The sequence below is a fragment of the Streptomyces sp. NBC_00316 genome, from assembly GCF_036158715.1.
GTDB lineage: Bacteria > Actinomycetota > Actinomycetes > Streptomycetales > Streptomycetaceae > Streptomyces.
Window position 1 is genome coordinate 6,867,749 of sequence record NZ_CP108023.1, and the last position, 22,737, is coordinate 6,890,485.

The following is a 22,737-nucleotide window of genomic DNA, read 5'->3' on the forward strand; positions in this document are numbered from 1 at the left end:
CATGCGTACGAACACGATGCACCTGCACGAGGCCGGGCTGCCGGTCACGGATTTCGGCCCGGTACTCGCCGAGGAGCCCGGCCCGCTGCTGTTCGCCACGGTCTCCGGGGCGCATCTGTACGGGTTCCCGTCCCGGGACTCGGACGTGGACCTGCGGGGGGTCCACCTCCTGCCCGCGGAGGATCTCGTCGGGCTGCGCGAGCAGGACGAGACGCGCTCGCGGATGTGGGACCGGGAAGGGGTCGAGATGGACCTCGTCACCCATGATCTGCGGAAGTTCGTCCGGTTGATGCTGAAGCCGAACGGCTATGTGCTGGAACAGCTGTTGTCGCCACTGGTGGTGCACACGAGTGAGCTGCACGCGCAGCTGGTCGAGCTGGCGCCCGCGGTGGTGACGCGCAACCACGCGCACCACTACCGGGGATTCGCGAACACGCAGTGGCGGCTGTTCGAGAAGACCGGTGAACTGAAGCCGCTGCTCTACACGTTCCGGGCGCTGCTCACCGGCATTCATCTGATGGGCAGCGGTGAGGTGCGGGCGCATCTGCCGACGCTGCTGGCGGAGGTGGGCGCACCGGGATACCTGCCGGATCTGATCGCGGCCAAGGCGGAGGCGGAGCACGCGGCTGCGGAGGTTCCGGGCGGGGCGGTGGCGCGGGCGGACGTGGAGGCGCTGCACGGGGTGCTCGACGAGGCGCAGGCGGCGTCGGGGCTGCCGGAGGCGGCCGGACGCGAGGGCTTCGACGGGCTGCATGAGCTCGTGGTGCGTGCGCGGTTGGGGGCCTGAGGGGTCCGCGCCCGGGCCTCCGGACGGGCTTGAGCGGTGCTCGTCCGCGAGGTGTCGCCCCCCGGGGTGACCCCGCCGGGGCTGGTCCGGGACCCTTCCGGGGCGTCTCCTCGGGCGACGGGCGTTTCGGGTGCGACGCGGGTGCAAGCGGCCCGTGTCCGTCTCCCTGCGGGGACCTTCCTGCGCGGCCCCGTACCGGCCGTCGTGCGGCAGCCGGCCCGGTGGTGACCGCGGGCGGGGCCGTTCAACCGGTGCGGGGGGACAGCGCCGACGCCCGGCGGGTGCGGATCAGGAAGTCCTCCACCCGGGCCCGGTCCGGCTCCGCCGGGAGCGGGGAGCCCGGTGCCGCCTCGTCGTTCTCCTCGGCCAGGCGCGTCATGCGGCGCTCCACCTCCGGCCACGGCACCTCGCCCCGCTTCACCGCCAGCAGGTCCTCTCTGGCCTCGCCCACGTCGACCGTCAGCTCACCCGTGCGCAGCAGGTCCCGGCCGCTCGCCAGCAGCCGCAGCAGATGCATGGCGTGCTTCCAGCGCGGCGCACCGTACTGCCGGACATCCGCCTCCAGCTTCCTGCGCTGCCCCCACGCGTAGCGGACGAAGGTCTCATGGGCGAGCCGGGACAGGAACGCGCCACGCAGCGACAGGAGTTCACGGCCGACCGGGTCGACCCGTTCCACCAGGGGCGAGTGCAGGCACTCCAGGACGTTGGGGTTGGCGCGCAGAGCCAGCTCGCAGAAGCGTTCCAGCTCCCAGGAGAACTGCTCGTCGGCGGGGCCCTCGACATGGGTCGGCGGCTTCTCGAACCGCCAGAACAGCGGCGTCGGGGCCAGGAACACACCGCGGCGGTCGATGTCGCTCGCGTCCGTGGCCAGTCCGAACGCGCGCGAGCCCATCACACAGGAGTAGACCGTGTGGTCGCGTACGAGAGCCTCGGCATCGGGGGTGGTCATCGGGCGAGGGTACGTGAGGGGCATCGGGGAAAACGCGTTGCGGCAGGGGAGCCCCGGTGCCAGCATCGTCCGCATGATGATCCGAAAGGCTCGGCGCGCCACCCTCCGGTGAGCGCGATGACGACACCTTCGCACCGCAGAGAAGAAGCAGCCGTTCTGTACTCCAGGTTCGATCACCTGCCGCATCCGGCCCGCATGCGGGCCATCGCCGAACACACGCGCTCCCTGGACGGCGCCGGCTATCGTGCCGCGCACGCCGCTCTGGACGCCGGGGATCCCGATGAACGCCGTCTCGCCCTGTTCCTGGCCGTTGCCCGTCGCGATCTCGACATGGTCACCCGGGCTCTTGCCGACCCGCTGCTGCGCCCCAGGGCGCTGGCCGCCGCGATCAGGCTTCCGGTCGACGAACAGGTCCTGACCGGCCTGGTGTTGAGCGAGACCGGTTCCGTACGCCGCCACGCGTACCGGATCCTTCGGCTGTCCCGACGGTCCGCGCTCGCCGACCGGCTGGTCTCCGAGGTCCATGAACGCCTCGGCGACGAGGACACTGCCCGACTGCTCCCCGCCTGCACACCGCAGACGGCCGGCCAGTGGCTGCCGCGGCTGTCCCGGGTGCCGACGGGCATCCTGCACGCCCTCGCCCGCACCGCCCCCGCCGCGGTCGCCGCCCATCTTGCCGACCGGCTGCCGGCAGACCCTTCCGGCCGGCCCGAACCGCGTGGTCTGCGCCGCCGTAGCCCGTACCTCGTCAACCGCCTCACCGAGCGCGACCCGACAGCCGGGATTCTGCTCCTCGAACGGGCTCCGCACCTCGTCACCGGCGAAGCGGCGGTCCTCCTCCTCCGGGACCCGGGCGCGCTGCTGGCGGCGCTGCGCCGCACCGGCACCGAACGGATCCCGCTGTCCCCGGAGCCCTTGCCGCGACGGGTGCTGAATGCCCTCGCGGCCTGTGACCGGGAAGACATCGCGCTGCTCGCCCGCGTCCTGCGCGTCGAAAGCCGCTGGACCGGCCCGACGGCATCGCCCGCCACACCGGAACCGCTGCTCGCCCTGCTGCCGCCGGCCGAGCGGCGGCGTGCGGTCGAGCTCCGGCTGGGCGACGTCTCGGACGTGTCGCTGGGCGAGACCGGTGCGATTGCAGCCCTGGCACCCGCCGACCGGGCAGAGATCGCCGCGGGGTGGCTGGCGGGCCGCGCGCGGCGCAGGGCCGGTCGACGGAACATGATCGCGGCGCTGCTGCCACTGGCCGAAGCGGAACCATTGCTGCGGGAGAGCGCCGGTGCGCACCGGCCCTTCGAGCGGGCCTTCGCCTGGCCCGCATTGCTCGCATGCGCCGCACTGCACGGCGATCCGGAGACATACGCCCGGATCCTCACCTCCTGCGAACGGGCCTGGCACGACCAGGAGGTGGTGCGCCGTGCGGCACTCGGAGCGGCGGGCTCCGTCCCGGACGCGCTGCTGGGTGCGGCGCCGGTCGCGGCTCTGCGGGACGCCGCGATGACGACCGTCCAGTCCCGCGACTCGAACGCGGCAACCCTTGCCGCCGCCGAAGACTGGCTGCGGCGCACCGCGGTGGATGCCGCGCGCGCCGGTGACCCGGAGCGGGCCGCCGCGGTCATCGGACTGCTGACCCAGGTCCTCGCCGACCCGCGCGGGTCAGGATCCGTCCGGCCGCTGCCACTGGGCCGGGACGCCGCCATCGGCGTGTGGGAGCACTACCGTGCGCAGTTCACCGGTTCCGCCCGGTCCCACGGACTGATCGGCGCCCTGCTCGTTCGTCAGCTGCCGCACCTTCCCGCTCTCGACGTGGAGATCGGCCGGGCGGCACTGGAGGGTCCGCGTGGGGAGCCGGCCGAACGAGCCGCGGCCCTGTGGCTGGCCGATCCGGCCACCCGGGAGGAGCGCTGCGCCCGGCTCTTGGCCGCCGATCCGGCGGTGGCCGTCGTGCCGGCCGTCTGGGACACCGTCGCCCGTCGCCGTACCGATCTGCTCGATACGGCCCTCGGCACCGGGCTGCCGCCGCAGTGGGCGCCGCGGATGCGGCGGAGCGTCCTCGGGCGCTGGCTGCCGCGTCAGCGGGCCCTGTTCGACGCCCATCTGGCATGTATGACCCTCGACGACGAGGTGCCGCTGCGGGAACGGACGGACGCCGCCGGTCTGTTGGGGGACAGCGCCGGTCTGCGTGCTCTGGCCGACGCCGCGCCGCAGCCCGTGGCCGCGGCAGCCCTCGCCGCGCTGGGTGAGCGTGCCGCCGAGAGCGGTGGGGTCCGCGCCCATCCCCGGACCCTGGACTTCCTGCTGGGCCGCGCCGGGACGGGCGGGGTGCGGGGGAGGGCCGCGATGGCGGGGGTCCGGACCCTGCTCGGTACGGTTCCGGACAGCGAGGCCGTGGCCCGGTTCGCCTCCGTCGTCCTGGACGTCACCGGCTCCGTCGGCAGCCGGAAGGCGGCGGTGCACGGGCTGGCGGCCGTGTCCTCGCCGGACGCGTTCACCGCCGTGCTGGCCGGTTGGGACGCGCCTGGCCAGCACCGCGATGTCCACGCCACGATGACCGACGTACTCGCTGTCCGGATGGATGTACCCGGTGTCGCGGAGCGGCTGGCCGGGCAGCTGCACCATCCGGCAGTCCGGGAACGGGTGATGGCGGCCCGGCCGGAGCGGGCACCGGCCGCCGACGCCCTGCGTCGCTTCCTCGCGCGCACCCTGGCCACCGCCGAGGCGGACATCGCACACGCCGCCGCCCGCGCGCTGCGCGGACCGGCCCACGCCACCGACCGGCTGCGCGCGGCCGTCGTGGCCGTGGTGTCCGACGCCGACCGCCCGCACGGGGTCCGCTCCGCCGCGGCGGAGCTGCTGTGCGACTGGGCGACCACGGTGGAAGGGCGGTCGTCGCTGGTGACCGCGCTCGACGAGGTGGTCGGCCAGGCCCGTTCGACGGACGGGGAGCAGCGCCGGCGGTGGACGGCTCTGCGGGTGCTCGACTCCCTGAACCGCCGGCACGGCGGGCCGCGCCCGATCGGCGCCCTGGACGCCGTCGCCGAGGCTCTCAGGGCGGCGGGGCTCGTGCACTCGGCCTCCGAGGTGGCTCTGCGCGCGGCCGTCTCGTCGTTGGAGGCGGTGGAGGGGACGGACGGCGTGTGGGACCGGTGGGAGCGGTGGCTCGAGCTCGCCGGGGACCGGCCGGGCTGTCTCGACGCGCTGGAGCTGCCGTGGCGGGGGCCGGGGGGAGCGGTGCCCGTTGCGGCGATCCGTTCCGTGGTTGCGGCGCTGCGCGTGCAGGCCTCGGCCGCTGCCGGCCTCGCCGCCGTGTGCCTCGTCGTCCGGGCGGGGGACAGCACGCGCTGGGCGCAGCCGTGGCCGGCCGAGCTGGCCGCGCTGCGGGGCAGTGCGTACGCGGATGTCGCCGAGGCCGCGTTGCTGGCGGACGTCCGTGGGCCGTTGGTCTGACGGCGGCCGTTCGCCGCGTCGGACCCCGAGTGGCAAAAGCCCTGGTTCTGGTCGACATTGTCGATAATCCATCCCCTTCGGAAAGGCAGAACCATGGCAGGAAACGACCTCGGCGGTCTGCTGGGCAGCTTGCTGGGCGGCGGGAGTCGGAGCGGGGGCTCCTCCGGTGCCGGGAACATCCTCGGTGCGCTGCTGGGTGCGCTGGGCGGCAACGCGAGCGGCGGATCCGGGGGCGGTGCGAACGCTCTTGAGGGCCTGATCGGGATGCTCACCAAGTCCGGCCTCCTCGACCAGGCCCAGTCCTGGGTCGGCACCGGCGAGAACCAGCCGGTGAGCGGTGCCCAGATCGCGCAGGCACTGCCGGACGAGACCCTGCAGACGGTCGCCCAGGAGGCGGGTGTGTCCACGGAGCAGGCGGCCGACCACATCGCGAGGTCGCTGCCCGAGGCCGTCGACAAGCTGACCCCGGCGGGCGAGGTCCCGAAGGGCGGCTCGCTCGAGGACCTGATCCGGGCGCAGGCGCTCTGAGCGCTGCGGAGCGGCCGGAGTCCGTATCGACTTCCTGTACAGTTGTCCAGAAAGTCGATACGGGAGGCCGCCCACCATGCACATCGCAGCCCAGGCACTGGTCGCACTGGTCGCGCTGATCCACGCGTATTTCCTGGTCCTCGAGATGTTCCTGTGGGACACCCCGCGCGGGCGGAAGGTCTTCGCCACCACCCCGGAGTTCTCCCGGGAGAGCGCGCCGCTCGCCGCGAACCAGGGCCTCTACAACGGGTTCATGGCCGCCGGACTCGTCTGGAGCCTCATCGTGGGCGACCCTGTCGCCCACCAGGCGCAGATCTTCTTCCTCGGCTGCCTGATCGTCGCCGGGGTGTACGGGGCGGCCACCGTGAACCGCAGGATCCTGTCCGTCCAGGCGGCCCCCGCCGCCGTGGCCCTCGTCCTCGTCCTGCTCGCCGGCTGAGCCCGTGACACCCGCAGCGGCGGCAGACAGCGGTGACCCCCGTACCGCACGCACCCGCGGCAAGCTCCGCGAGGCGCTCCTCGCGGCCTGCGAGCAGCAGCCACTCGACCAGGTCAGCGTCTCCGACGTGGTCCGCAGGGCCGGAGTCGGCCGGGCCACCTTCTATCTGCACTACGACGATCTGCGCGCCCTGGCCGTGGACGCCTGCGCGGAGACCGTCCGGCAGGCCGTCGACGCCCTGCACGCCTGGGACGACGCGCCGCCCGGCCCCGACGCGCCACCCGCCGAGCTCGTCGCCCTGCTGGAGGCCGTCCGTGCCCGCGCCGGGATCCACCGGAGCCTGCTGCGTGCGGGCGGTGGCGGACCGCTCGGTGAGCTCCTGCACGAAGAGCTGCGGCAGCGCAGCATCAGCGAGCTCCGCCGTCGGCGCCCGGAGGTCTCCGGCGAGGACCTGATCGCGAGTGCCGTCGCCGGACTGTTCACCGGTGTCCTCGCCGACTGGGTGCACGACCGGACCGACGCCGCCCCGGCGCAGCTGGCGGCAGGGATCTGGCGGATGCTGCGCGCGGTGCACGCCGCCGCACCCGGCTGACCTCCGCGTCTCACCCACAGGGCACCCCGGCCGTCCGTCGCCGCGCCCCTCTAGGCTGAATCCGTGCAGGTGGGCGCGGAGCAGGACGCGAACCCGGGAAGCGGCACGAAGAAGCGCACGAAGAAGTGAGGAGCCCGACGTGGCGGTACGAGCGGTCCGTGGAGCTGTCCAGCTGGAGCGGGACGACGCAGGACACATGGACGAGCAGGTCCGCGCTCTGCTCACCGCCGTCCTGGAGCGCAACGGTCTCGTCGCGGACGACCTGATCAGCATCTGGTTCACGGCCACCCCCGATCTGCACAGCGACTTCCCGGCCGCCGCCGCCCGTGGCATCGGCATCGTCGACGTACCGCTGATCTGCGCCCAGGAGCTCGACATCGACGGGGCGATGCCCCGGGTGGTACGCATCCTCGCCCATGTCGAGACGTACCTTGCCAAGGCCGAGATCCAGCACGTCTACCTCGGCGCCACCGCCGCTCTTCGCAAGGACATCGCCCAGTGAGAACCGCCGTCGTCATCGGAACCGGCCTGGTCGGCACCTCCGCAGCCCTCGCCCTCGCCGGGCGCGGCATCCGCGTCCACCTCGTCGACCACGACCCGGCATCGGCCCGCACGGCGGCCGCACTCGGCGCCGGTACGGACGAGACGCCGGAGGGCCGCGTCGACCTGGCGATCATCGCCGTACCGCCCGCCCATGTGGCCTCGGTGCTCGCGACCGCCATGCGGGACGGCGTCGCCCGCGGCTACCTGGACGTCGCCAGCGTCAAGGGCGGTCCGCGCCGCGAGCTGGAGGCCCTCGGCGTCGACCTCACGCCGTACATCGGTACGCACCCGATGGCCGGCAAGGAGCGGTCCGGCCCCCTTGCCGCCTCCGCCGACCTCTTCGAGGGCCGCCCCTGGGTCCTCACACCGACCCGTGACACCGACACCGAGGTCCTCAACCTCGCCCTGGAACTGGTCGCGCTCTGCCGTGCCGTCCCGGTCGTCATGGACGCCGATGCCCACGACCGGGCGGTCGCTCTCGTCTCGCACACCCCGCAGCTGATCTCGTCGATGGTCGCCGCCCGCCTGGAGGAGGCCGACGAGACGGCCGTACGCCTCTGCGGCCAGGGCATCAGGGACGTCACCCGGATCGCGGCCTCCGACCCCCGGATGTGGGTGGAGATCCTCTCCGCCAACCCCGGGCCGGTCGCCGACGTGCTCGCCGGGGTCGCCGCCGACCTCGACGGGACGGTACGGGCGCTGCGCAGCCTCGAGTCCGGCGACGACGACAAGCGCCGCGAGGGCACCGACTCCATCGAGGACGTCCTGCGCCGCGGCAACGCGGGCCGGGTCAGGGTGCCCGGGAAGCACGGGGCGGCCCCGACGGCGTACGAGGTCGTGGCCGTGCTCATCAGCGACCGGCCGGGCGAGCTGGCCGGGATCTTCGCCGACGCCGGCAAGGCCGGAATCAACGTGGAGGACGTCCGTATCGAGCACGCCACCGGACAGCAGGCCGGCCTGGTCCAGCTGATGGTCGAGCCGAGCGCGGCCCCGGCACTGGCCGCGGCGCTGCGCGAGCGGGGCTGGTCGATCCGTCCGTAGCCGGGGCCGGAGGCGGTTGTCCACAGGGGTGCAAAGGACCGTCCCGACACTCGGTAACCTTGTGCGGGGCGGGTTAGCGCGCGCCCCCGTCCCGCCCACCCCGTGTACCAGGAAGGTGACCACCACCGTGGAAACCGTAAGCGCCGCCGCCCGGACGGCCCCGGCCGCAGTGATCGTCGCCATCGACGGGCCCTCCGGCACCGGTAAGTCCAGCACGTCGAAGGCCGTCGCCGCCAAGCTCGGCCTGAGCTACCTGGACACCGGCGCCCAGTACCGGGCCATCACCTGGTGGATGCTGAACAACGGCATCGACGTGCAGGACGCCGCGGAGGTCGCGACCGCCGCGGCGAAGCCCGTCATCGTCTCCGGCACGGACCCGTCCGCCCCGACGATCACGGTCGACGGCGAGGACGCCGCGGGCCCGATCCGTACGCAGGAGGTCACCTCCAAGGTCAGCGCCGTCAGCGCGGTCCCCGAGGTGCGTGCCCGGATCACCGAGCTGCAGCGGTCCATTGCCACGGCCGCCGAGATCGGCATCGTCGTCGAGGGCCGTGACATCGGCACCACCGTGCTGCCCGACGCCGACCTCAAGATCTTCCTGACCGCCTCCCCGGAGGCCCGCGCGGCCCGCCGCAGCGGAGAGCTGAAGGGCTCCGATCTCGTCGCCACCAAGGAGGCGCTGATCAAGCGGGACACCGCGGACTCCAGCAGGAAGACCTCGCCGCTGGCCAAGGCGGACGACGCGGTCGAGGTGGACACCACCGAGCTGACCCTCCAGCAGGTCATCGAGTGCGTCGTCACCCTGGTCGAGGAGAAGCGGGCCGCGAAGTGACCGCAGCCACGGGCGAGCCCACACTGCGCGGAGCCGCAGTCGGGCGCGGGATCGGCATCGGCCTGATGTACGGGCTGTGGAAGCCCCGCGTCCTCGGTGCGTGGCGGGTACCCGCCTCCGGACCCGTCATACTCGCGGTGAACCACTCCCACAACATCGACGGGCCGATGCTGATGGGCACCGCGCCCCGGCCCGTGCACTTCCTGATCAAGAAGGAGGCGTTCGTCGGTCCGCTCGACCCGTTCCTGCGTGGAATCGGTCAGCTGAAGGTGGACCGTACGAGTGCCGACCGCACCGCCATCACCCAGGCACTCGGTGTGCTGGAGAACGGCGGGGTGCTCGGGATCTTCCCGGAGGGCACCCGGGGCGAAGGAGACTTCGCCTCGCTGCGGGCCGGGCTCGCGTACTTCGCGGTACGCAGCGGGGCGCCGATCGTGCCCGTGGCCGTCCTGGGCAGCACCGAGCGCCGCGGTCGGCTGATATCGGCACTGCCGCCGCTGCGCAGCCGCGTCGATGTCGTCTTCGGAGACGCCTTCGAAGCCGGCGACGGGAGTGGCCGGCGGACCCGGACGGCACTGGACGAGGCGACCGTGCGGATCCAGGCGCGGCTGACCGCGCACCTGGAGAACGCCAGGCGTTTCACCGGGCGCCAGGTAAGACTTGAGTAGTGGGCCGCGTGATCGCGGTCCATCGATGATGATGCAAAGAGGAACGGACTTCATGAACGACCAGATTCACTCCGACGGCTCGGACCACGAGCACGGAGCGCTTGGCGACGCCGAGTACGCGGAGTTCATGGAGCTCGCCGCGCAGGAGGGCTTCGACGTCGAGGACGTCGAGGGCGCGATCGACGAGGCCGGTCACGGCCCGCTGCCCGTCCTCGCCGTCGTCGGCCGTCCCAACGTGGGCAAGTCGACCCTGGTGAACCGGATCATCGGCCGCCGTGAGGCGGTCGTCGAGGACAAGCCCGGAGTCACCCGGGACCGTGTCACGTACGAGGCCGAATGGGCCGGCCGGCGCTTCAAGGTCGTCGACACGGGCGGCTGGGAGCAGGACGTGCTGGGCATCGACGCCTCCGTCGCCGCGCAGGCCGAGTACGCGATCGAGGCCGCCGACGCGGTCGTCTTCGTAGTCGACTCGACCGTCGGTGCGACCGACACCGACGAGGCCGTCGTCAAGCTGCTGCGCCGGGCCGGCAAGCCCGTCGTGCTGTGCGCCAACAAGGTCGACGGCCAGAGCGGTGAGGCGGACGCCACCGCGCTCTGGTCGCTCGGTCTCGGCGAGCCGCACCCGGTCTCCTCGCTGCACGGCCGCGGCACCGGCGACCTGCTCGACGCCGTCCTCGAAGCACTGCCCGAGGCCCCGGCCCAGCGCTTCGGCACCGCCCTCGGCGGACCGCGCCGCATCGCCCTCATCGGCCGTCCGAACGTCGGCAAGTCCTCGCTGCTGAACAAGGTGGCGAACGAGGACAGGGTCGTCGTCAACGAACTGGCCGGAACCACCCGTGACCCGGTCGACGAGCTGATCGAACTCGGCGGCATCACCTGGAAGTTCATCGACACGGCGGGTATCCGCCGCCGTGTCCACCTCCAGGAGGGCGCGGACTACTACGCCTCGCTGCGTACCGCGGCCGCCGTGGAGAAGGCCGAGGTCGCCGTCGTCCTGATCGACGCCAGCGAGTCCATCAGCGTCCAGGACCAGCGCATCATCACCATGGCCGTGGAGGCCGGGCGCGCGCTGGTGATCGCGTACAACAAGTGGGACACGCTCGACGAGGAGCGCCGCTACTACCTGGAGCGCGAGATCGAGACCGAGCTCGCGCAGGTCGCGTGGGCTCCGCGGGTCAACGTCTCGGCCGTCACCGGACGCCACATGGAGAAGCTGGTCCCGGCGATCGAGACCGCGATCGCAGGCTGGGAGACCCGCGTCCCGACCGGCCGGCTGAACGCCTTCCTCGGCGAGATCGTCGCCTCCCACCCGCACCCGGTCCGCGGCGGCAAGCAGCCCCGGATCCTCTTCGGCACCCAGGCCGGCACCAAGCCGCCGCGCTTCGTGCTCTTCTCCTCCGGTTTCCTGGAGCACGGCTACCGCCGCTTCGTCGAGCGCCGGCTGCGCGAGGAGTTCGGCTTCGACGGAACCCCGATCCACATCTCGGTGCGGGTCCGCGAGAAGCGCGGCCGCAAGAAGTGACACGGGCTCGACGTGGTCACGGCCACGGCGAAGCCAGGACATGACGAAGTCCCGCACCGTTCCTGCTGTGAACGGTGCGGGACTTCGCCGTGTGTCAGGCGCTCCGGGGCCCGGGAGGCAGCGCCGCCGGCTGAGGGCGCCCGGCGTGCCGGCCGACCCGCTGCCAGGAGCCGAGGCCTGCGGTGTGCGTGCCCGGGCCGGAATGGCCCGAGGCGTGGCCCGACAGGCCGGAGTGGCCCGAGTGGCCCGAGTGGCCGCTCAGGGGGGCGCGGCTGCCGAACAGGCTGGTACCGAACGTCACGAAGGCCAGGTTCTCCTCGCCGCTCCGATCACCTGGCAGCGCCCGGAACGACCGGCGGTACTCGGAGTACAGCGCGTCGTAGATCGGGGTGTGGGACTGATCGCCCGAGGGGTCCCGCGACGGGCGCATGGCAGGGATCGGGCTCGGGCGCTGGTGGGAGGGGTCGTATGAGTGCACGTATGTGCCAACGACCCCACCGGCCGTCGGATGCGGGCCGGGCGGAGAAATCGCTGTTCGCCCGGGGTGCGAGGGGCGTGCGGACATGATCAGGTGCCGGCCAGCGGCATCGCGGCCCCGACCAGGAGACCGCGGGCCGCGGCCTTCTCCAGAGCGTCGCGCAGCAGGTCCTCGCGGGGCTGCTGACCGATCGTCCCGGCCGGGGCGGCGTAGACGAGTACGGTCTGCGATTTGTTGGCCGCGGTCCGCCAGCCCTCGGTGACCTGCAGCGGGGCATGCGCCTGCCACCAGGCGACCGGGGCGCCGCCGCCCGTCCCCGGCTGGAGCACGGCGTGCAGCTGGCCCATGGCGAGCAGGATCGACCAGCCGTGCAGCACGGCGGGCACCTCGCCCATCCGGTGGACCGGGTGGAAGCCCTGCTCCAGCAGGAGCTGCAGGAACTCGTCGCCACTGCTGCCGTCCGTGCCGGGGCGGGCGATCGCGCCGGTCGGTTCGACGACCAGCGCCGGGTGGAGTTCGTCCTCGAGCAGGACGAGACCGCTGGTGATGCCCAGCACCGCCTGTTCGGGCATCAGGCCCCCCGGGACCTGCGGCTCGCTGCCGGTGATGCTGCGCACGGCACCCTGCAGCTGCTCCTCGGAGACCTGGACGACCTGGGAGGGGATGCACGTCGCGTGGGCGAAGGCGAGCACGGCGGTCTCGTCGCCGACGAACAGCACCGTGCTGGTGCGCTCCTGCTCCGAGTCGCCGGGGGTGCGGCAGGAGGTGCAGTCGTAGCTGCCTGGGGCGTCGTCACCGACGAGCAGCCGATCGGCTTCGGCATCGCCGATCTCGGCGCGTACGTCCTCGCTGACGTCGAGCATGCGCGGCACGGTTGGCTCCTCGGACTCGGTGCGTGCGCCGGGCGCTTCCCGGCTCATGAAGAGACAACGGGCGATCCGCGGCCGGGGTCACGCGGGAAAGGGAACGGAATCGAACCATCCGGCACAGAGGGTGAATCGGGGGAGCGATGGGTTTCGTCCCGGTCAATACCCGCTGATCGGACGCGGTCGGGCGGGACCGGACGAGTAAGGGAGCAGTCCGGCGACAGGTAGACAAATCAGGAAATCAGCGCACGTGGGAAGTGGCTGAAACTCGACTGCGCAAGGACGGTCGTGCGGACGGGGTGGTGCGACTGCCGCAGCCATTGCGGACCGTAACCGACCGCGGTCGCTGGCAGACTCGCCCCATGTTGGAGACCTCGGCACGACTGCTGCGTCTGCTCTCGCTGCTGCAGACCCACCGGGACTGGTCCGGCGCCGATCTCGCCGGACGGCTCGGCGTCACCCCCCGCACCGTCCGGCGCGACGTCGACAAGCTGCGCGAGCTCGGCTATCCCGTCCATGCCAGCCCCGGTACCGGGGGCGGCTATCAGCTCGGAGCCGGGGCGCAGTTGCCGCCGCTGCTCCTGGACGACGAGGAGGCCGTTGCGGTGGCGGTCGGGCTGCGCACGGCGGCCGGCCAGGGCGTGGAGGGCATCGGGGAGACGTCCGTGCGCGCCCTCGCCAAGCTCGAACAGGTGCTGCCGAAGCGGCTCCGCCGCCGGGTGAGCGCGCTGAGCGCCTTCACCGTGCCCATGCTCCGCGGATCCGATGCGTCGGCCGTCGACCCGGGAGTGCTCACCGAGCTGGCCGGGGCCTGCCGGGACAGCGAACGGCTGCGCTTCACGTACCGTGCGCACGACGGCTCCGTCTCGCGCCGGACCGTCGAACCGCACCGGCTGGTGTGCACCGAGCGCCGCTGGTATCTCGTCGCCTGGGACCTGGACCGCGCGGACTGGCGAACCTTCCGGGCGGACCGGATCACCCCCACGCCGCCGCACGGTCCCCGCTTCGTCCCGCGCCGCCCGCCCGCGGAGGACCTGGCCGCGTATGTCTCCAAGGGCGTCTCCACCACCGTGTACGCGGCGCATGCGGTGATCCGGCTGAAGGTGCCCGTCGAGCAGGCGGCCGAACGGATCTCGCCGTCCTCCGGCGTGCTGGAACGGATCGACGCGGACAGCTGCCTGCTGCGCACCGGGGCGGCCGATCTGGATGTCCTGGTGATCCATGTGATGCTCACGGGCTTCGACTTCGAGGTCGTCGAACCGCGGGAGCTCATCGACGCGATCAGGACGGCCCGGGACCGGCTGTCCCGGGCGCTCGACTGATCGGCGCCACGCTCTTTCGTCCGTCTGTTCGCCGTGTCCGGTATACGGGCGGATGTGGCCGTCCCGGTCCGATGGTGTGGATATCGTGACCAAAAGATAAGGCCACCGTAAGGAAGCGTGAATTCCTGGTGGTCGCTCCATTTACTGGGCATCGTCCCGGGGCGGAATTTTCCGGCTGCCTGATATGCAGTATTAAGTTTCGCGTCCAGCCTGTTCCATGACGATTTTCCGGCGGCTGCGATTACTGTGCGTCGGTTCGCTTGTTGCACGATCGAGTGACGTAGTTCGAAGTAAACGTGTGTGGTGATCCTGTGACACAAGCGTGACAGGTGACGTACGTGAGGATGCCGCGCCACAGCCCGGGGCCCGGCTTCCGTACCTGTCCGCGTCCGCCTACGGTGAGAGGCATGGCATCCATACCGACCTCTCCCGCACAGCCCGACGACACGCCCGGCGCGTATGTCGGTCTCGCTGCCGAAGCCGCCGAGCGGCAGGCCCGCGCACGCGGCTGGACCAGCGTGAGGGCCCTGCCGCCGGGCGCGATCATCACCATGGAATACCAGGCCGGACGCATCAATTTCGAAGTCGACGACGCGGTCGTGACCCGCTGCTGGGTGGGCTGAGACGGCCCCGGCGCGTGCACGCCCCGAGCCGTGGCCGGCGCCCCGGCCCGTGACGTGAGCAGGGCCCCGGCCGAGGCCGGGGCCCTGCTCATGCGGGGTGAGGCTGTGCGTACCTGTTGCCCGCCGGGTGGGAGTGCGGGTCGTCAGCCGCCCGTCATGGGACGGGCCGGGCTGGTGCCGCCGCGCGGCGTGCGGTCCGCGTGTGGCGGGCGGCGGCTGCCGGCCGGGGTGAGCGGGGTCCGCTCCGACCGCACCGTGTGCGGGGTGTGGGCCCGCTGCCGGGTGCCCGGCGCCGGGACCGCGGCCGTCGGCCGGCTTCCCGCGGCGACCGGTTCGAGCGCCGGGTCCGAGTCCATGGCGTCACTGCCGTCCAGTTGCGGCACCACCACGGGCCGGGGTCCACCGGCCGCGACAGGCACCGAGGGCACCGCCCTGCCCCGCGCGCGCCACTGCTCGCGCACAGCGAAGATCAGGTCCTCGGCACGAGTGATCAGCGGTTCGACCCACGGCAGGCCCAGCAGGATCAGCAGCCCCGCGGCCCAGCCCAGCAGCACATCGCTGAGCCAGTGCGTACCGAGATAGACGGTCGTGAGCCCGACCCCGAGCGAGACCACTGCCGATATGGCCGACAGATAGCGCCTGGCCCTCGGCGTGGTGGCCAGGTAGGCGAGGATTCCCCAGGTCACGACTGCGTTGGCGGTGTGTCCGGACGGAAATATATCGCCGCCGGCGAAGAGCTCCGCGGAGCCGATCCGGGTCGCGTAGTGCGGCCCGAGCCGGCCCAGGCCGAGCTTGACCGCACCCACCGTCAGATTGAGCAGCAGCAGTGAGGCGCCCAGCGTCAGCAGGGGCCGCAGTGTGTGCTGCCGCCAGGAGCGCCAGCCGAGCCAGCAGGCGACCATCACGGCCGTGGGGCCGCGCTGGCCGAGCACGACGTAGTAGTCGAGGAAGGCATGGATCCCGGGCCACTGCTGGTACGGCCGGAACAGCATGACCTTCCAGTCCAGGGTCACCAGCCAGGAGCCGATGAGCACGGCAACGACGATGGCGAGATAGAACGCCAACGTCCCGCCGAAGAGAGCGATGCGGTGACGACTCATCCGCGGTGGCTCTATCTTCGGCGGTTCCGGCTCCCGGTCCAACCGGGCAAAGATGTCGGTACGCACCCAATCGACGTTACAGCGAGTGAGTGTGCGCTCCGGTCCATCCGGCCGCTTTGTGATGACGATGTGATGTGGACTATGTCTCAGCCGGCCACTTATTTCGGGCCCGTCGGCGAATCCCGGAGACCCTCTGCTCTATTTATCCGACACTTATTTCGGAAGGGTGTTTGGGTGTCGGTGAAAATATGCGCATGGTGTCAGCATGTATTTCACCGGCCCTCGTGGCGGATGGACGGACGGTGGCGGTCCGGTCACGGGGCGGATCCGGCGCACCCTGCACGGAGGGGCCGGGCCGGTGGCGGCGGAGGTGCGGCGTGGCGTACGCCACACTCCACGGCTCGCCGGGGTATGAGATGGGCCACGTGTGGCTGCGTCGAACTCGCGTACGCTGACGCATCACTCGCCCGCCGATGCCGGGCCTGGAGGGGCAGCACACACTGCATCCCCGGTTGGCCTGCCGAGCGCGAGGACCTTTGGGAGGTACATGCATGTCCGGGACGACCACAGCCCGTCGGCGGCTGCGTGCAGCCGCCGACGGTGCCAATCGCTGGGTCGTTCTGGTCGTCCTCTGTCTCAGCCTGCTGCTGGTGGCGCTCGATGCCACTGTGCTCCATGTCGCCGTCCCCGCCGTCACCGAGGATCTGCGGCCGAGCGCCGTCGGTCTGCTGTGGATCGTGGACGCCTATCCGCTGGTCTGCGCGTCGCTGCTGATCCTCTTCGGCACCCTCGGTGACCGGGTCGGCCGCCGCCGCATACTGCTGCTCGGCTACGCGCTCTTCGGCTCGGCCTCCGCGGTCGCGGCGATGGCCGACAGCCCCGGCGTACTCATAGCTGCGCGCGCCCTGCTCGGCGTCGGCGGCGCAATGATCATGCCGGCGACGCTGTCGATACTCCGGCAGGTCTTTCCCGACCGTCGTGAGCGGGCCGTCGCCATCGGGGTGTGGAGCGCGGTCGCCGCCGTCGGCGCCGCCACCGGACCGGTCATCGGCGGTTTCCTCGTCGAGCACTTCTGGTGGGGCTCGGTCTTCCTGATCAACATTCCGCTGATGGCCCTGATACTTCCGGTCGGCCGTCTGCTGCTCCCCGAGTCGCGGGGCAGCAACGACGGGCCCTGGGACGTGTTGGGCGCGCTCATGGCAGCGGCCGGCGTGCTCGGCGTGGTCCTCGGTGTGAAGCGCGCGGGCACCGGCGAGGGCGTCCTCGGTCCCGCCACCCTCGTGCCGCTGCTGCTGGGCGGCGCGCTGATCGTCGCGTTCGTGCGGCGACAGAAGCGCCGCACGCATCCACTGATCGACATAGGCATGTTCGCCAGGCCCGCCTTCTCCACCGCGGTGGGCTGCATCGTCCTCGCCATGCTGGCCCTGGTCGGTCTGGAACTGATCGCCGTCCAGTACCTCCAGCTGGTCCTCGGCCTCAGCCCGCTGGAGACCGGTCTGCGGATGCTGCCGCTCACCTTCGCCGCAATGGCCGCGGGCGCCACCGGCTCGTACACCCTGCGCAGGGTCGGCCCGCGCCGGATGGTCGGCTGGGGTTTCGTGCTCACGGCGGCTGCGGTGCTGATCCTGACCCTGATGGGTCAGCAGGACCGGCCGGGCCTGCTGACCGCGGCGTTCGTCGTGCTCGGTCTCGGGCTCCAGTCCACGCTCTTCGGGGCGTACGAGTCGATGCTGAGCGAGGCCCCTGCCGACCGGGCCGGTGGTGCGGCGGCCATCGGCGAGACCTCGTACCAGTTGGGTGCGGGGATGGGGATCGCGCTGCTCGGCAGTGTCATGAACGCCGCCTACACCCCCGGGCTGGCCAGGCTCTCCGGGGCCGGCGTTCCCGCCGGGGCGTCCACCGCCGCCTCTCATTCGCTGGGCGAGGCCTATCAGGTGGCGTCCCGGCTGGGCGGCCCGCTGGGCGCGATGCTGCGGGACACGGCGCGGCACGCGTTCGTCAACGGGCTGCACGTCACGCTGCTCGTCAGCGCGGGGCTGCTGCTGCTCGGCGCGCTCGCCGCGCTGCGGCTGCCGCGGGTGATGGAGTGCCCGCCGCTGGAAGCCGGCGAACCCCGTGAGGCGCGAGATGCCCGCGAGACCGATGGGATCCGAGAGTCCGACGGGGCCCATACGGCCGTCGGCGCCGGTGAGTCCTGGGAGCCGCCGCATCAGGATTCCCATGAGTCCCGCAAGCCGCACGGCCCCCACGGGGCGCCGGGCCAGAAGCGGCCTCTTTCGCTGCCCGCACGGCAGTGACCCGACACGGCCACCGGCTCTGGACGGGCGGCACACTGGGCCGTAACGTCAGCACGACGCCATAACTAACACTGCTAGTTTTAGTACCGTGCGAGCCGCCGGAGGCAACTCTCATGTCCACCACCGAGTCCGCTGAGTCCGCGAAGCCGTCCAAGCTGCCGCCCTTCGACCCCGCCGACCCGATCGGTATCGACGATCTGCTCGGCCCCGAGGACCTCGCGATCCGCTCCACCGTCCGTGCCTGGGCCGCCGACCGGGTCCTGCCGCACATCGCCGAGTGGTACGAGAACGGCGAACTCCCCGGCATTCGCGAGCTGGCCCGTGAGCTCGGTTCGATCGGAGCCCTCGGCATGTCCCTCCAGGGATACGGCTGCGCGGGCGCCACGGCCGTCCAGTACGGACTGGCCTGCCTGGAGCTCGAAGCGGCCGACTCCGGGATCCGCTCGCTCGTCTCCGTCCAGGGCTCTCTCGCCATGTACGCCATCCACCGCTTCGGCTCCGAGGAGCAGAGGCAGCAGTGGCTGCCGGGCATGGCGGCAGGCGAGATCATCGGCTGCTTCGGACTCACCGAGCCGGACCACGGATCCGACCCGGCAGGGATGCGGACCTATGCCAAGCGCGACGGCGACGACTGGATCCTCAGCGGCCGCAAGATGTGGATCACCAACGGCTCCGTGGCCGGGGTGGCCGTCGTCTGGGCGCAGACCGACGAGGGCAGCGGCGGCAGCGGCATCCGCGGCTTCGTCGTGCCGACCGGTACCCCCGGCTTCTCGGCACCCGAGATCAAGCACAAGTGGTCGCTGCGCGCCTCCGTCACCAGCGAGCTGGTCCTCGACGAGGTGCGGCTGCCCGCCGATGCCGTACTCCCCGGGGTCACCGGCCTGCGCGGCCCGCTCAGCTGCCTCGGCCACGCCCGTTACGGCATCGTCTGGGGAGCCATGGGCGCGGCGCGCGCCAGCTTCGAGTCGGCCGTCGACTACGCGAAGACCCGGGAGCAGTTCGGCAAGCCGATCGGCGGCTTCCAGCTCACCCAGGCCAAACTCGCGGACATGGCCGTGGAGCTGCACAAGGGCATCCTGCTCGCCCACCATCTGGGCCGTCGGATGGACGCCGGCAGGCTCCGCCCCGAACAGGTCAGTTTCGGAAAGCTCAACAATGTGCGAGAGGCGATCGAGATCTGCCGCACCGCGCGCACGATCCTCGGTGCCAACGGGATCTCGCTCGAATATCCGGTGATGCGGCATGCGACGAATCTGGAGTCGGTGCTCACCTACGAGGGCACCGTGGAGATGCACCAGCTGGTGCTGGGCAAGGCGCTCACCGGTCTGGACGCATTCCGGTAGGGCGGGACGCAGGCCGGACCGATCCGGCGAGCGCCCTGCTCAGCTCTGGTTGAAGAAGCCGTCGGCCGGTCGGCCGGCGGCCTCGCCGCTGACCACCTGGGTGTCGGCCGGAGTCAGCAGGAACACCCGGGTGGCCACGCGGTCGATCGACCCGCGCAGTCCGAAGATCAGCCCCGCGGCGAAGTCCACGACACGCTTCGCGTCGGAGGGGTCCATGGCCGTGAGGTTCATGATCACCGGGACGCCGTCCCGGAAGAGCTCACCGATGGCGCGTGCGTCCCGGAAGCTGTCCGGGGTGACGGTGGCGATCCGGCGGCCCGTCACCTCGGCCGCCTCGGAGGCCACCTGCACCCGTGGGTCGGTCACCCAGGCACTGCCCGTCCCGGTCCGTGCACCCTCGGCGTACTCGTCGTCGTCGTAGTAGCGCTCGTCGTTGTCCTCTACGAGGCCCAGCCAGGCACTCGCCTTGCGCACCGATCCCATGGACGCCTCCTCTCACCGCGGTTCGTTGGTGTTCCGCATCTCTTTCGTATCCCTATGGTCGACCATGATGCGGATCGTGCGCCAAGTGGATAGTCGGCGCGCAGGGGATTCGTGACGGTACTGGTGCAGAAGATGTGGCGATTCGTCAAGGTTCCTCCTGCATGCGACCCCTGGCAAAAAGAAAATATGATGCTCCGGCCCGTATGGGTGACCTTGGGGGCGTACGGGTGAACGGGTCACTCGATACGATGCCCGTCGCGCACACGCACGAGCGCGGCGCACAGGCGGAACGACTCTCGGGGGATCGTCGTGTTCGGAATAGTCAGGCCCTGTGCCCACCGGCTGTCGGAAGGTCTCAGGACCGAGTGGATGGCCCATCTCTGCGGGCTCTGTCTCGCACTTCGCTCGGACCACGGGCAGTTCGCCCGGATCGTCACGAACTATGACGGCCTGATCGTCTCGGTCCTGACGGAGGCTCAGGCGGAGTCCACCACCGGACGGCGGCGCACCGCGGGGCCCTGCCCGCTGCGCTCCATGAGGACCGCTCCGGTCGCCCGCGGTGAAGGGGCCAGGCTCGCCGCCGCCGTCTCGCTGGTGCTCGCCTCGGCGAAGGTACGGGACCACGTCGCCGACCGGGACGGGCTGTTGAAGCGCCGCCCGGTCGCCGCGGCCGCCCGCCGGGTCGCAGCGGGCTGGGACAGGGCAGGGGCGCGTGCCGGCGCACAGCTGGGGTTCGACACCGCGGTCCTCGTCGACGCCGTCGACCGGCAGACCGGCATCGAACGGCTCGCGGGTCCCGGTACCCCGCTGCTGACGGTCACCGAGCCCACCGAGACGGCCACCGCGGCGGCCTTCGCCCACACCGCCGTACTCGCGGGCCGACCACGGAACGCCGAACCGCTCGCCGAGGCCGGCCGACTCTTCGGACGGCTAGCACACCTGCTGGATGCCGTGGAGGACCAGGAGGCTGACGCGGCGTCGGGTTCCTGGAACCCGCTCACCGCCACCGGAACCTCGCGCGCCGAGGCTCGGCGGCTGTGCGACGACGCGCTGCGCGGCGTACGTCTGGCGCTGCGCGACGCCGACTTCACCGACGACAAGCTGACGCATGTGCTGCTCGTGCACGAACTGCGCCGCTCGGTGGACCGGGCGTTCGCCACCACGACCTGCTCGCACCAGGCCCAAGCGCAGTCGCCGGGCGGCGAGCTGACGGGCAGGCAGCAGCCGGGGCCCGCCGGACCGGTGCCGCCGGGTGGTCCGGAGGGTCTGCGGCAGACGGGGTCCTTCGGACCTCCGCCGGGCAATCCGTACGCGCCGAACAGTCCCGGCAGCCCGTTCGGCCCGCCGCAGCCCCCGCCGGAGCCGCCACGCGACCGGCGCGGGCTGATCACGGGCTGCCTGGTCTGGGCGGGCCTCGCCTGCACCTGCCAGATGTGCTGCGGGACCTTCGAGGACCCGTGGAGCCGGCAGCGGCGCGAAGGATTGTGCAGCCAGTGCGACTGCGACTGCGGGAGCTGCTGCGACGCATGCGACTGCTGCAGCAACTGCGGGGACTGCTGCAGCAACTGTGACTGCTGCGACTGCGGGTGCGACTGCTGAAGCCACGCTCCGGGCTAGCGGTTCACCAGTCCCGGGGTCACTTGATCTCGGGCGGTGAGATCCGCGAGGTCTCGATCGCCGACGCGCCGATGCCCCACTTCTGCAGGATGCGGTCGTACGTCCCGTCCGCCTTGAGCCCGTTGACCGCGGCCCGGAAGGCGGGCGCCAGCGGGGTGCCCTTCCTGAACGCGAAGCCGACATCGAGCCGCTTGAACTCGTTGAGGAAACGCACGCCCTCCTGCTGCCTCACTGCGTAGCGCAGCCCGTTGATGGTCGACATCACCACATCGCTGCGGCCCTGCTGGAGCGAGGCCCAGATGGCGCCCGGCTCGGAGTAGGTCTTCACGTCGTACGGCTTCCTGCCCGTCTCGGTGCACAGGTGCTTGTTCTCCTCCAGCGTCACCTCGAAGGTGGTGCCCGCTGCGGTGCCCACGGTCAGGCCGCAGAGCTGAGAGAGATCGGTGACCTTCGTCAGCCTGCTGTCGTCCCGGACCGCGAAACCCTGCCCGTCATTGAGGTACGTGACGAAGTCGATCGTCTTGCGGCGCTCGTCGGTGACGCCGAAGTTACCGGTCCCCAGGTCGTACTTCCCGCTGTCCAGCGCGGGCAGGATCGCCTCGAAGGCGGCCGTTTCGCGCTTCAGCTCCAGCCCCAGCGCCCTGGCCGCGGCGTCCGCGATGTCGATGTCGGTGCCTGCCACGGTCTTCCCGTCCGGCAGATAGGTGGCGCCGGGCGGTGCGCCGATGCTGGAGGCGATGGTCAGCGTGCCGGAGGCGCGGACATCTGCGGGCAGCAGCGCGGCCGCGGCCTCGTTCTTCTTCACCGGCGACACGACGTCCTGCGTCGGGATGTTCCCCTTGGCGGAGGCGGCCGGGCCGGCTGCGCCGGCCGGAGCGGCTGCTGGATCGCCGGCCCCGCACGCAGTGAGAGCGAAGGCGGCGACGGTGATCAGCGCGAAGGCGGCAGTGTGCCGGATACGGGGCATGGGGCGTGGTTCTCCAGGTTCGTCGACCGTGCGCAGGCGGCAGGGCGGCGCCGGGCGGCGCGCCACGGCAGCACGGCCACGGGCGGGGCGAAGGAAGAGCGGAAGAAGCGCGGAACGGCGAACGGGCTGAGGGGAGGGTGCAGCGATGTTGTGTACGTGAAGACGCGCAGGAAAAGGCGCTCAGGCACCGGAGAGGGTGCGAGGCACGGACGCGAAGAACCGCAGGGGGTCAGCTCAACAGGAGGAGGACCACACGCGACCGAAGTCGATGTGGGAGCGCTTGACCAGCCACT

At 71.7% G+C, this 22,737-nt stretch carries 21 protein-coding genes; 15 read left to right on the top strand and 6 right to left on the bottom strand.

What is annotated here, in order from left to right:
- Position 1: 1 nt before the first annotated feature.
- Positions 2-787 (top strand): nucleotidyltransferase domain-containing protein, encoded by a 786-nt coding sequence (locus OG878_RS30590; RefSeq protein WP_443049180.1) that lies wholly within the window; start codon positions 2-4, stop codon positions 785-787.
- 244 nt (positions 788-1,031) lie between these two features.
- On the opposite strand, the gene OG878_RS30595 is transcribed toward OG878_RS30590, so the two are convergent.
- A complete protein-coding gene (locus OG878_RS30595; protein WP_328889760.1) occupies positions 1,032-1,736 on the bottom strand; it encodes a nucleotidyltransferase domain-containing protein in 705 nt (234 codons plus the stop codon).
- A gap of 117 nt (positions 1,737-1,853) precedes the next feature.
- Between OG878_RS30595 and OG878_RS30600 the strand changes: the two genes are divergently transcribed.
- The 9 genes from OG878_RS30600 (at position 1,854) to der (ending at position 11,348) form a co-directional block, all read left to right on the top strand.
- Positions 1,854-5,183, top strand: a complete 3,330-nt coding sequence (locus OG878_RS30600) for a hypothetical protein (protein WP_328889761.1) — start codon at positions 1,854-1,856, stop codon at positions 5,181-5,183.
- Between the two features lie 93 nt (positions 5,184-5,276).
- Complete coding sequence (locus tag OG878_RS30605) at positions 5,277-5,711, top strand: YidB family protein (protein ID WP_328889762.1); 435 nt, start codon at positions 5,277-5,279, stop codon at positions 5,709-5,711.
- 76 nt (positions 5,712-5,787) lie between these two features.
- The gene (locus OG878_RS30610) at positions 5,788-6,150 is read left to right on the top strand and encodes a DUF1304 domain-containing protein (RefSeq protein WP_328889763.1); all 363 of its coding nucleotides are present in this window, start codon (positions 5,788-5,790) and stop codon (positions 6,148-6,150) included.
- A 4-nt stretch (positions 6,151-6,154) separates the two neighbouring features.
- A complete protein-coding gene (locus OG878_RS30615) occupies positions 6,155-6,742 on the top strand; it encodes a TetR/AcrR family transcriptional regulator (RefSeq protein WP_328889764.1) in 588 nt (195 codons plus the stop codon).
- Positions 6,743-6,881: 139 nt separating this feature from the next.
- On the top strand, positions 6,882-7,244 hold the full coding sequence (gene aroH / locus OG878_RS30620; RefSeq protein WP_277325399.1) for a chorismate mutase: 363 nt from the start codon (positions 6,882-6,884) through the stop codon (positions 7,242-7,244).
- A complete protein-coding gene (locus OG878_RS30625) occupies positions 7,241-8,326 on the top strand; it encodes a prephenate dehydrogenase (protein ID WP_328889765.1) in 1,086 nt (361 codons plus the stop codon). The genes aroH and OG878_RS30625 overlap by 4 nt, the downstream gene beginning before the upstream one ends.
- A 115-nt stretch (positions 8,327-8,441) precedes the next feature.
- Positions 8,442-9,158 (top strand): (d)CMP kinase, encoded by a 717-nt coding sequence (gene cmk / locus OG878_RS30630; protein ID WP_328889766.1) that lies wholly within the window; start codon positions 8,442-8,444, stop codon positions 9,156-9,158.
- On the top strand, positions 9,155-9,826 hold the full coding sequence (locus OG878_RS30635) for a lysophospholipid acyltransferase family protein (RefSeq protein WP_328889767.1): 672 nt from the start codon (positions 9,155-9,157) through the stop codon (positions 9,824-9,826). Before cmk ends, OG878_RS30635 begins: the two co-directional genes overlap by 4 nt.
- A gap of 52 nt (positions 9,827-9,878) precedes the next feature.
- Positions 9,879-11,348, top strand: a complete 1,470-nt coding sequence (gene der, locus OG878_RS30640; RefSeq protein WP_328889768.1) for a ribosome biogenesis GTPase Der — start codon at positions 9,879-9,881, stop codon at positions 11,346-11,348.
- 94 nt (positions 11,349-11,442) lie between these two features.
- Here the strand turns inward: der and OG878_RS30645 are convergent, their stop codons facing one another.
- Together OG878_RS30645 and OG878_RS30650 are read right to left on the bottom strand one after the other, a co-directional pair.
- On the bottom strand, positions 11,443-11,778 hold the full coding sequence (locus OG878_RS30645; RefSeq protein WP_328889769.1) for a hypothetical protein: 336 nt from the start codon (positions 11,776-11,778) through the stop codon (positions 11,443-11,445).
- Positions 11,779-11,915: 137 nt separating this feature from the next.
- Positions 11,916-12,698 carry a hypothetical protein gene (locus tag OG878_RS30650; protein ID WP_328889770.1) on the bottom strand — a complete coding sequence of 261 codons (783 nt, stop codon included), beginning with the start codon at positions 12,696-12,698 and terminating at the stop codon, positions 11,916-11,918.
- Positions 12,699-13,054: 356 nt separating this feature from the next.
- On the opposite strand from OG878_RS30650, the gene OG878_RS30655 reads away from it, so the two are divergent.
- Together OG878_RS30655 and OG878_RS30660 are read left to right on the top strand one after the other, a co-directional pair.
- Positions 13,055-14,014: a helix-turn-helix transcriptional regulator gene (locus OG878_RS30655; protein ID WP_328889771.1), complete on the top strand. Its 960-nt coding sequence runs from the start codon at positions 13,055-13,057 to the stop codon at positions 14,012-14,014.
- Between the two features lie 407 nt (positions 14,015-14,421).
- A complete protein-coding gene (locus OG878_RS30660) occupies positions 14,422-14,637 on the top strand; it encodes an I78 family peptidase inhibitor (protein ID WP_328889772.1) in 216 nt (71 codons plus the stop codon).
- A gap of 143 nt (positions 14,638-14,780) precedes the next feature.
- On the opposite strand, the gene OG878_RS30665 is transcribed toward OG878_RS30660, so the two are convergent.
- Positions 14,781-15,803: a phosphatase PAP2 family protein gene (locus OG878_RS30665; protein WP_328889773.1), complete on the bottom strand. Its 1,023-nt coding sequence runs from the start codon at positions 15,801-15,803 to the stop codon at positions 14,781-14,783.
- Between the two features lie 485 nt (positions 15,804-16,288).
- On the opposite strand from OG878_RS30665, the gene OG878_RS30670 reads away from it, so the two are divergent.
- Positions 16,289-18,034 (top strand): MFS transporter, encoded by a 1,746-nt coding sequence (locus tag OG878_RS30670; RefSeq protein ID WP_328889774.1) that lies wholly within the window; start codon positions 16,289-16,291, stop codon positions 18,032-18,034.
- A 113-nt stretch (positions 18,035-18,147) separates the two neighbouring features.
- Positions 18,148-19,377 (top strand): acyl-CoA dehydrogenase family protein, encoded by a 1,230-nt coding sequence (locus tag OG878_RS30675; protein ID WP_328889775.1) that lies wholly within the window; start codon positions 18,148-18,150, stop codon positions 19,375-19,377.
- A 39-nt stretch (positions 19,378-19,416) separates the two neighbouring features.
- Here OG878_RS30675 and OG878_RS30680 read toward each other — a convergent pair whose 3' ends face one another.
- The gene (locus OG878_RS30680; protein ID WP_328889776.1) at positions 19,417-19,860 is read right to left on the bottom strand and encodes a cell division protein SepF; all 444 of its coding nucleotides are present in this window, start codon (positions 19,858-19,860) and stop codon (positions 19,417-19,419) included.
- Between the two features lie 309 nt (positions 19,861-20,169).
- On the opposite strand from OG878_RS30680, the gene OG878_RS30685 reads away from it, so the two are divergent.
- Positions 20,170-21,459, top strand: a complete 1,290-nt coding sequence (locus OG878_RS30685; protein WP_328889777.1) for a DUF5685 family protein — start codon at positions 20,170-20,172, stop codon at positions 21,457-21,459.
- Between the two features lie 37 nt (positions 21,460-21,496).
- Here the strand turns inward: OG878_RS30685 and OG878_RS30690 are convergent, their stop codons facing one another.
- The gene (locus OG878_RS30690) at positions 21,497-22,444 is read right to left on the bottom strand and encodes an ABC transporter substrate-binding protein (RefSeq protein WP_328889778.1); all 948 of its coding nucleotides are present in this window, start codon (positions 22,442-22,444) and stop codon (positions 21,497-21,499) included.
- Between the last annotated feature and the right edge of the window lie 293 nt (positions 22,445-22,737).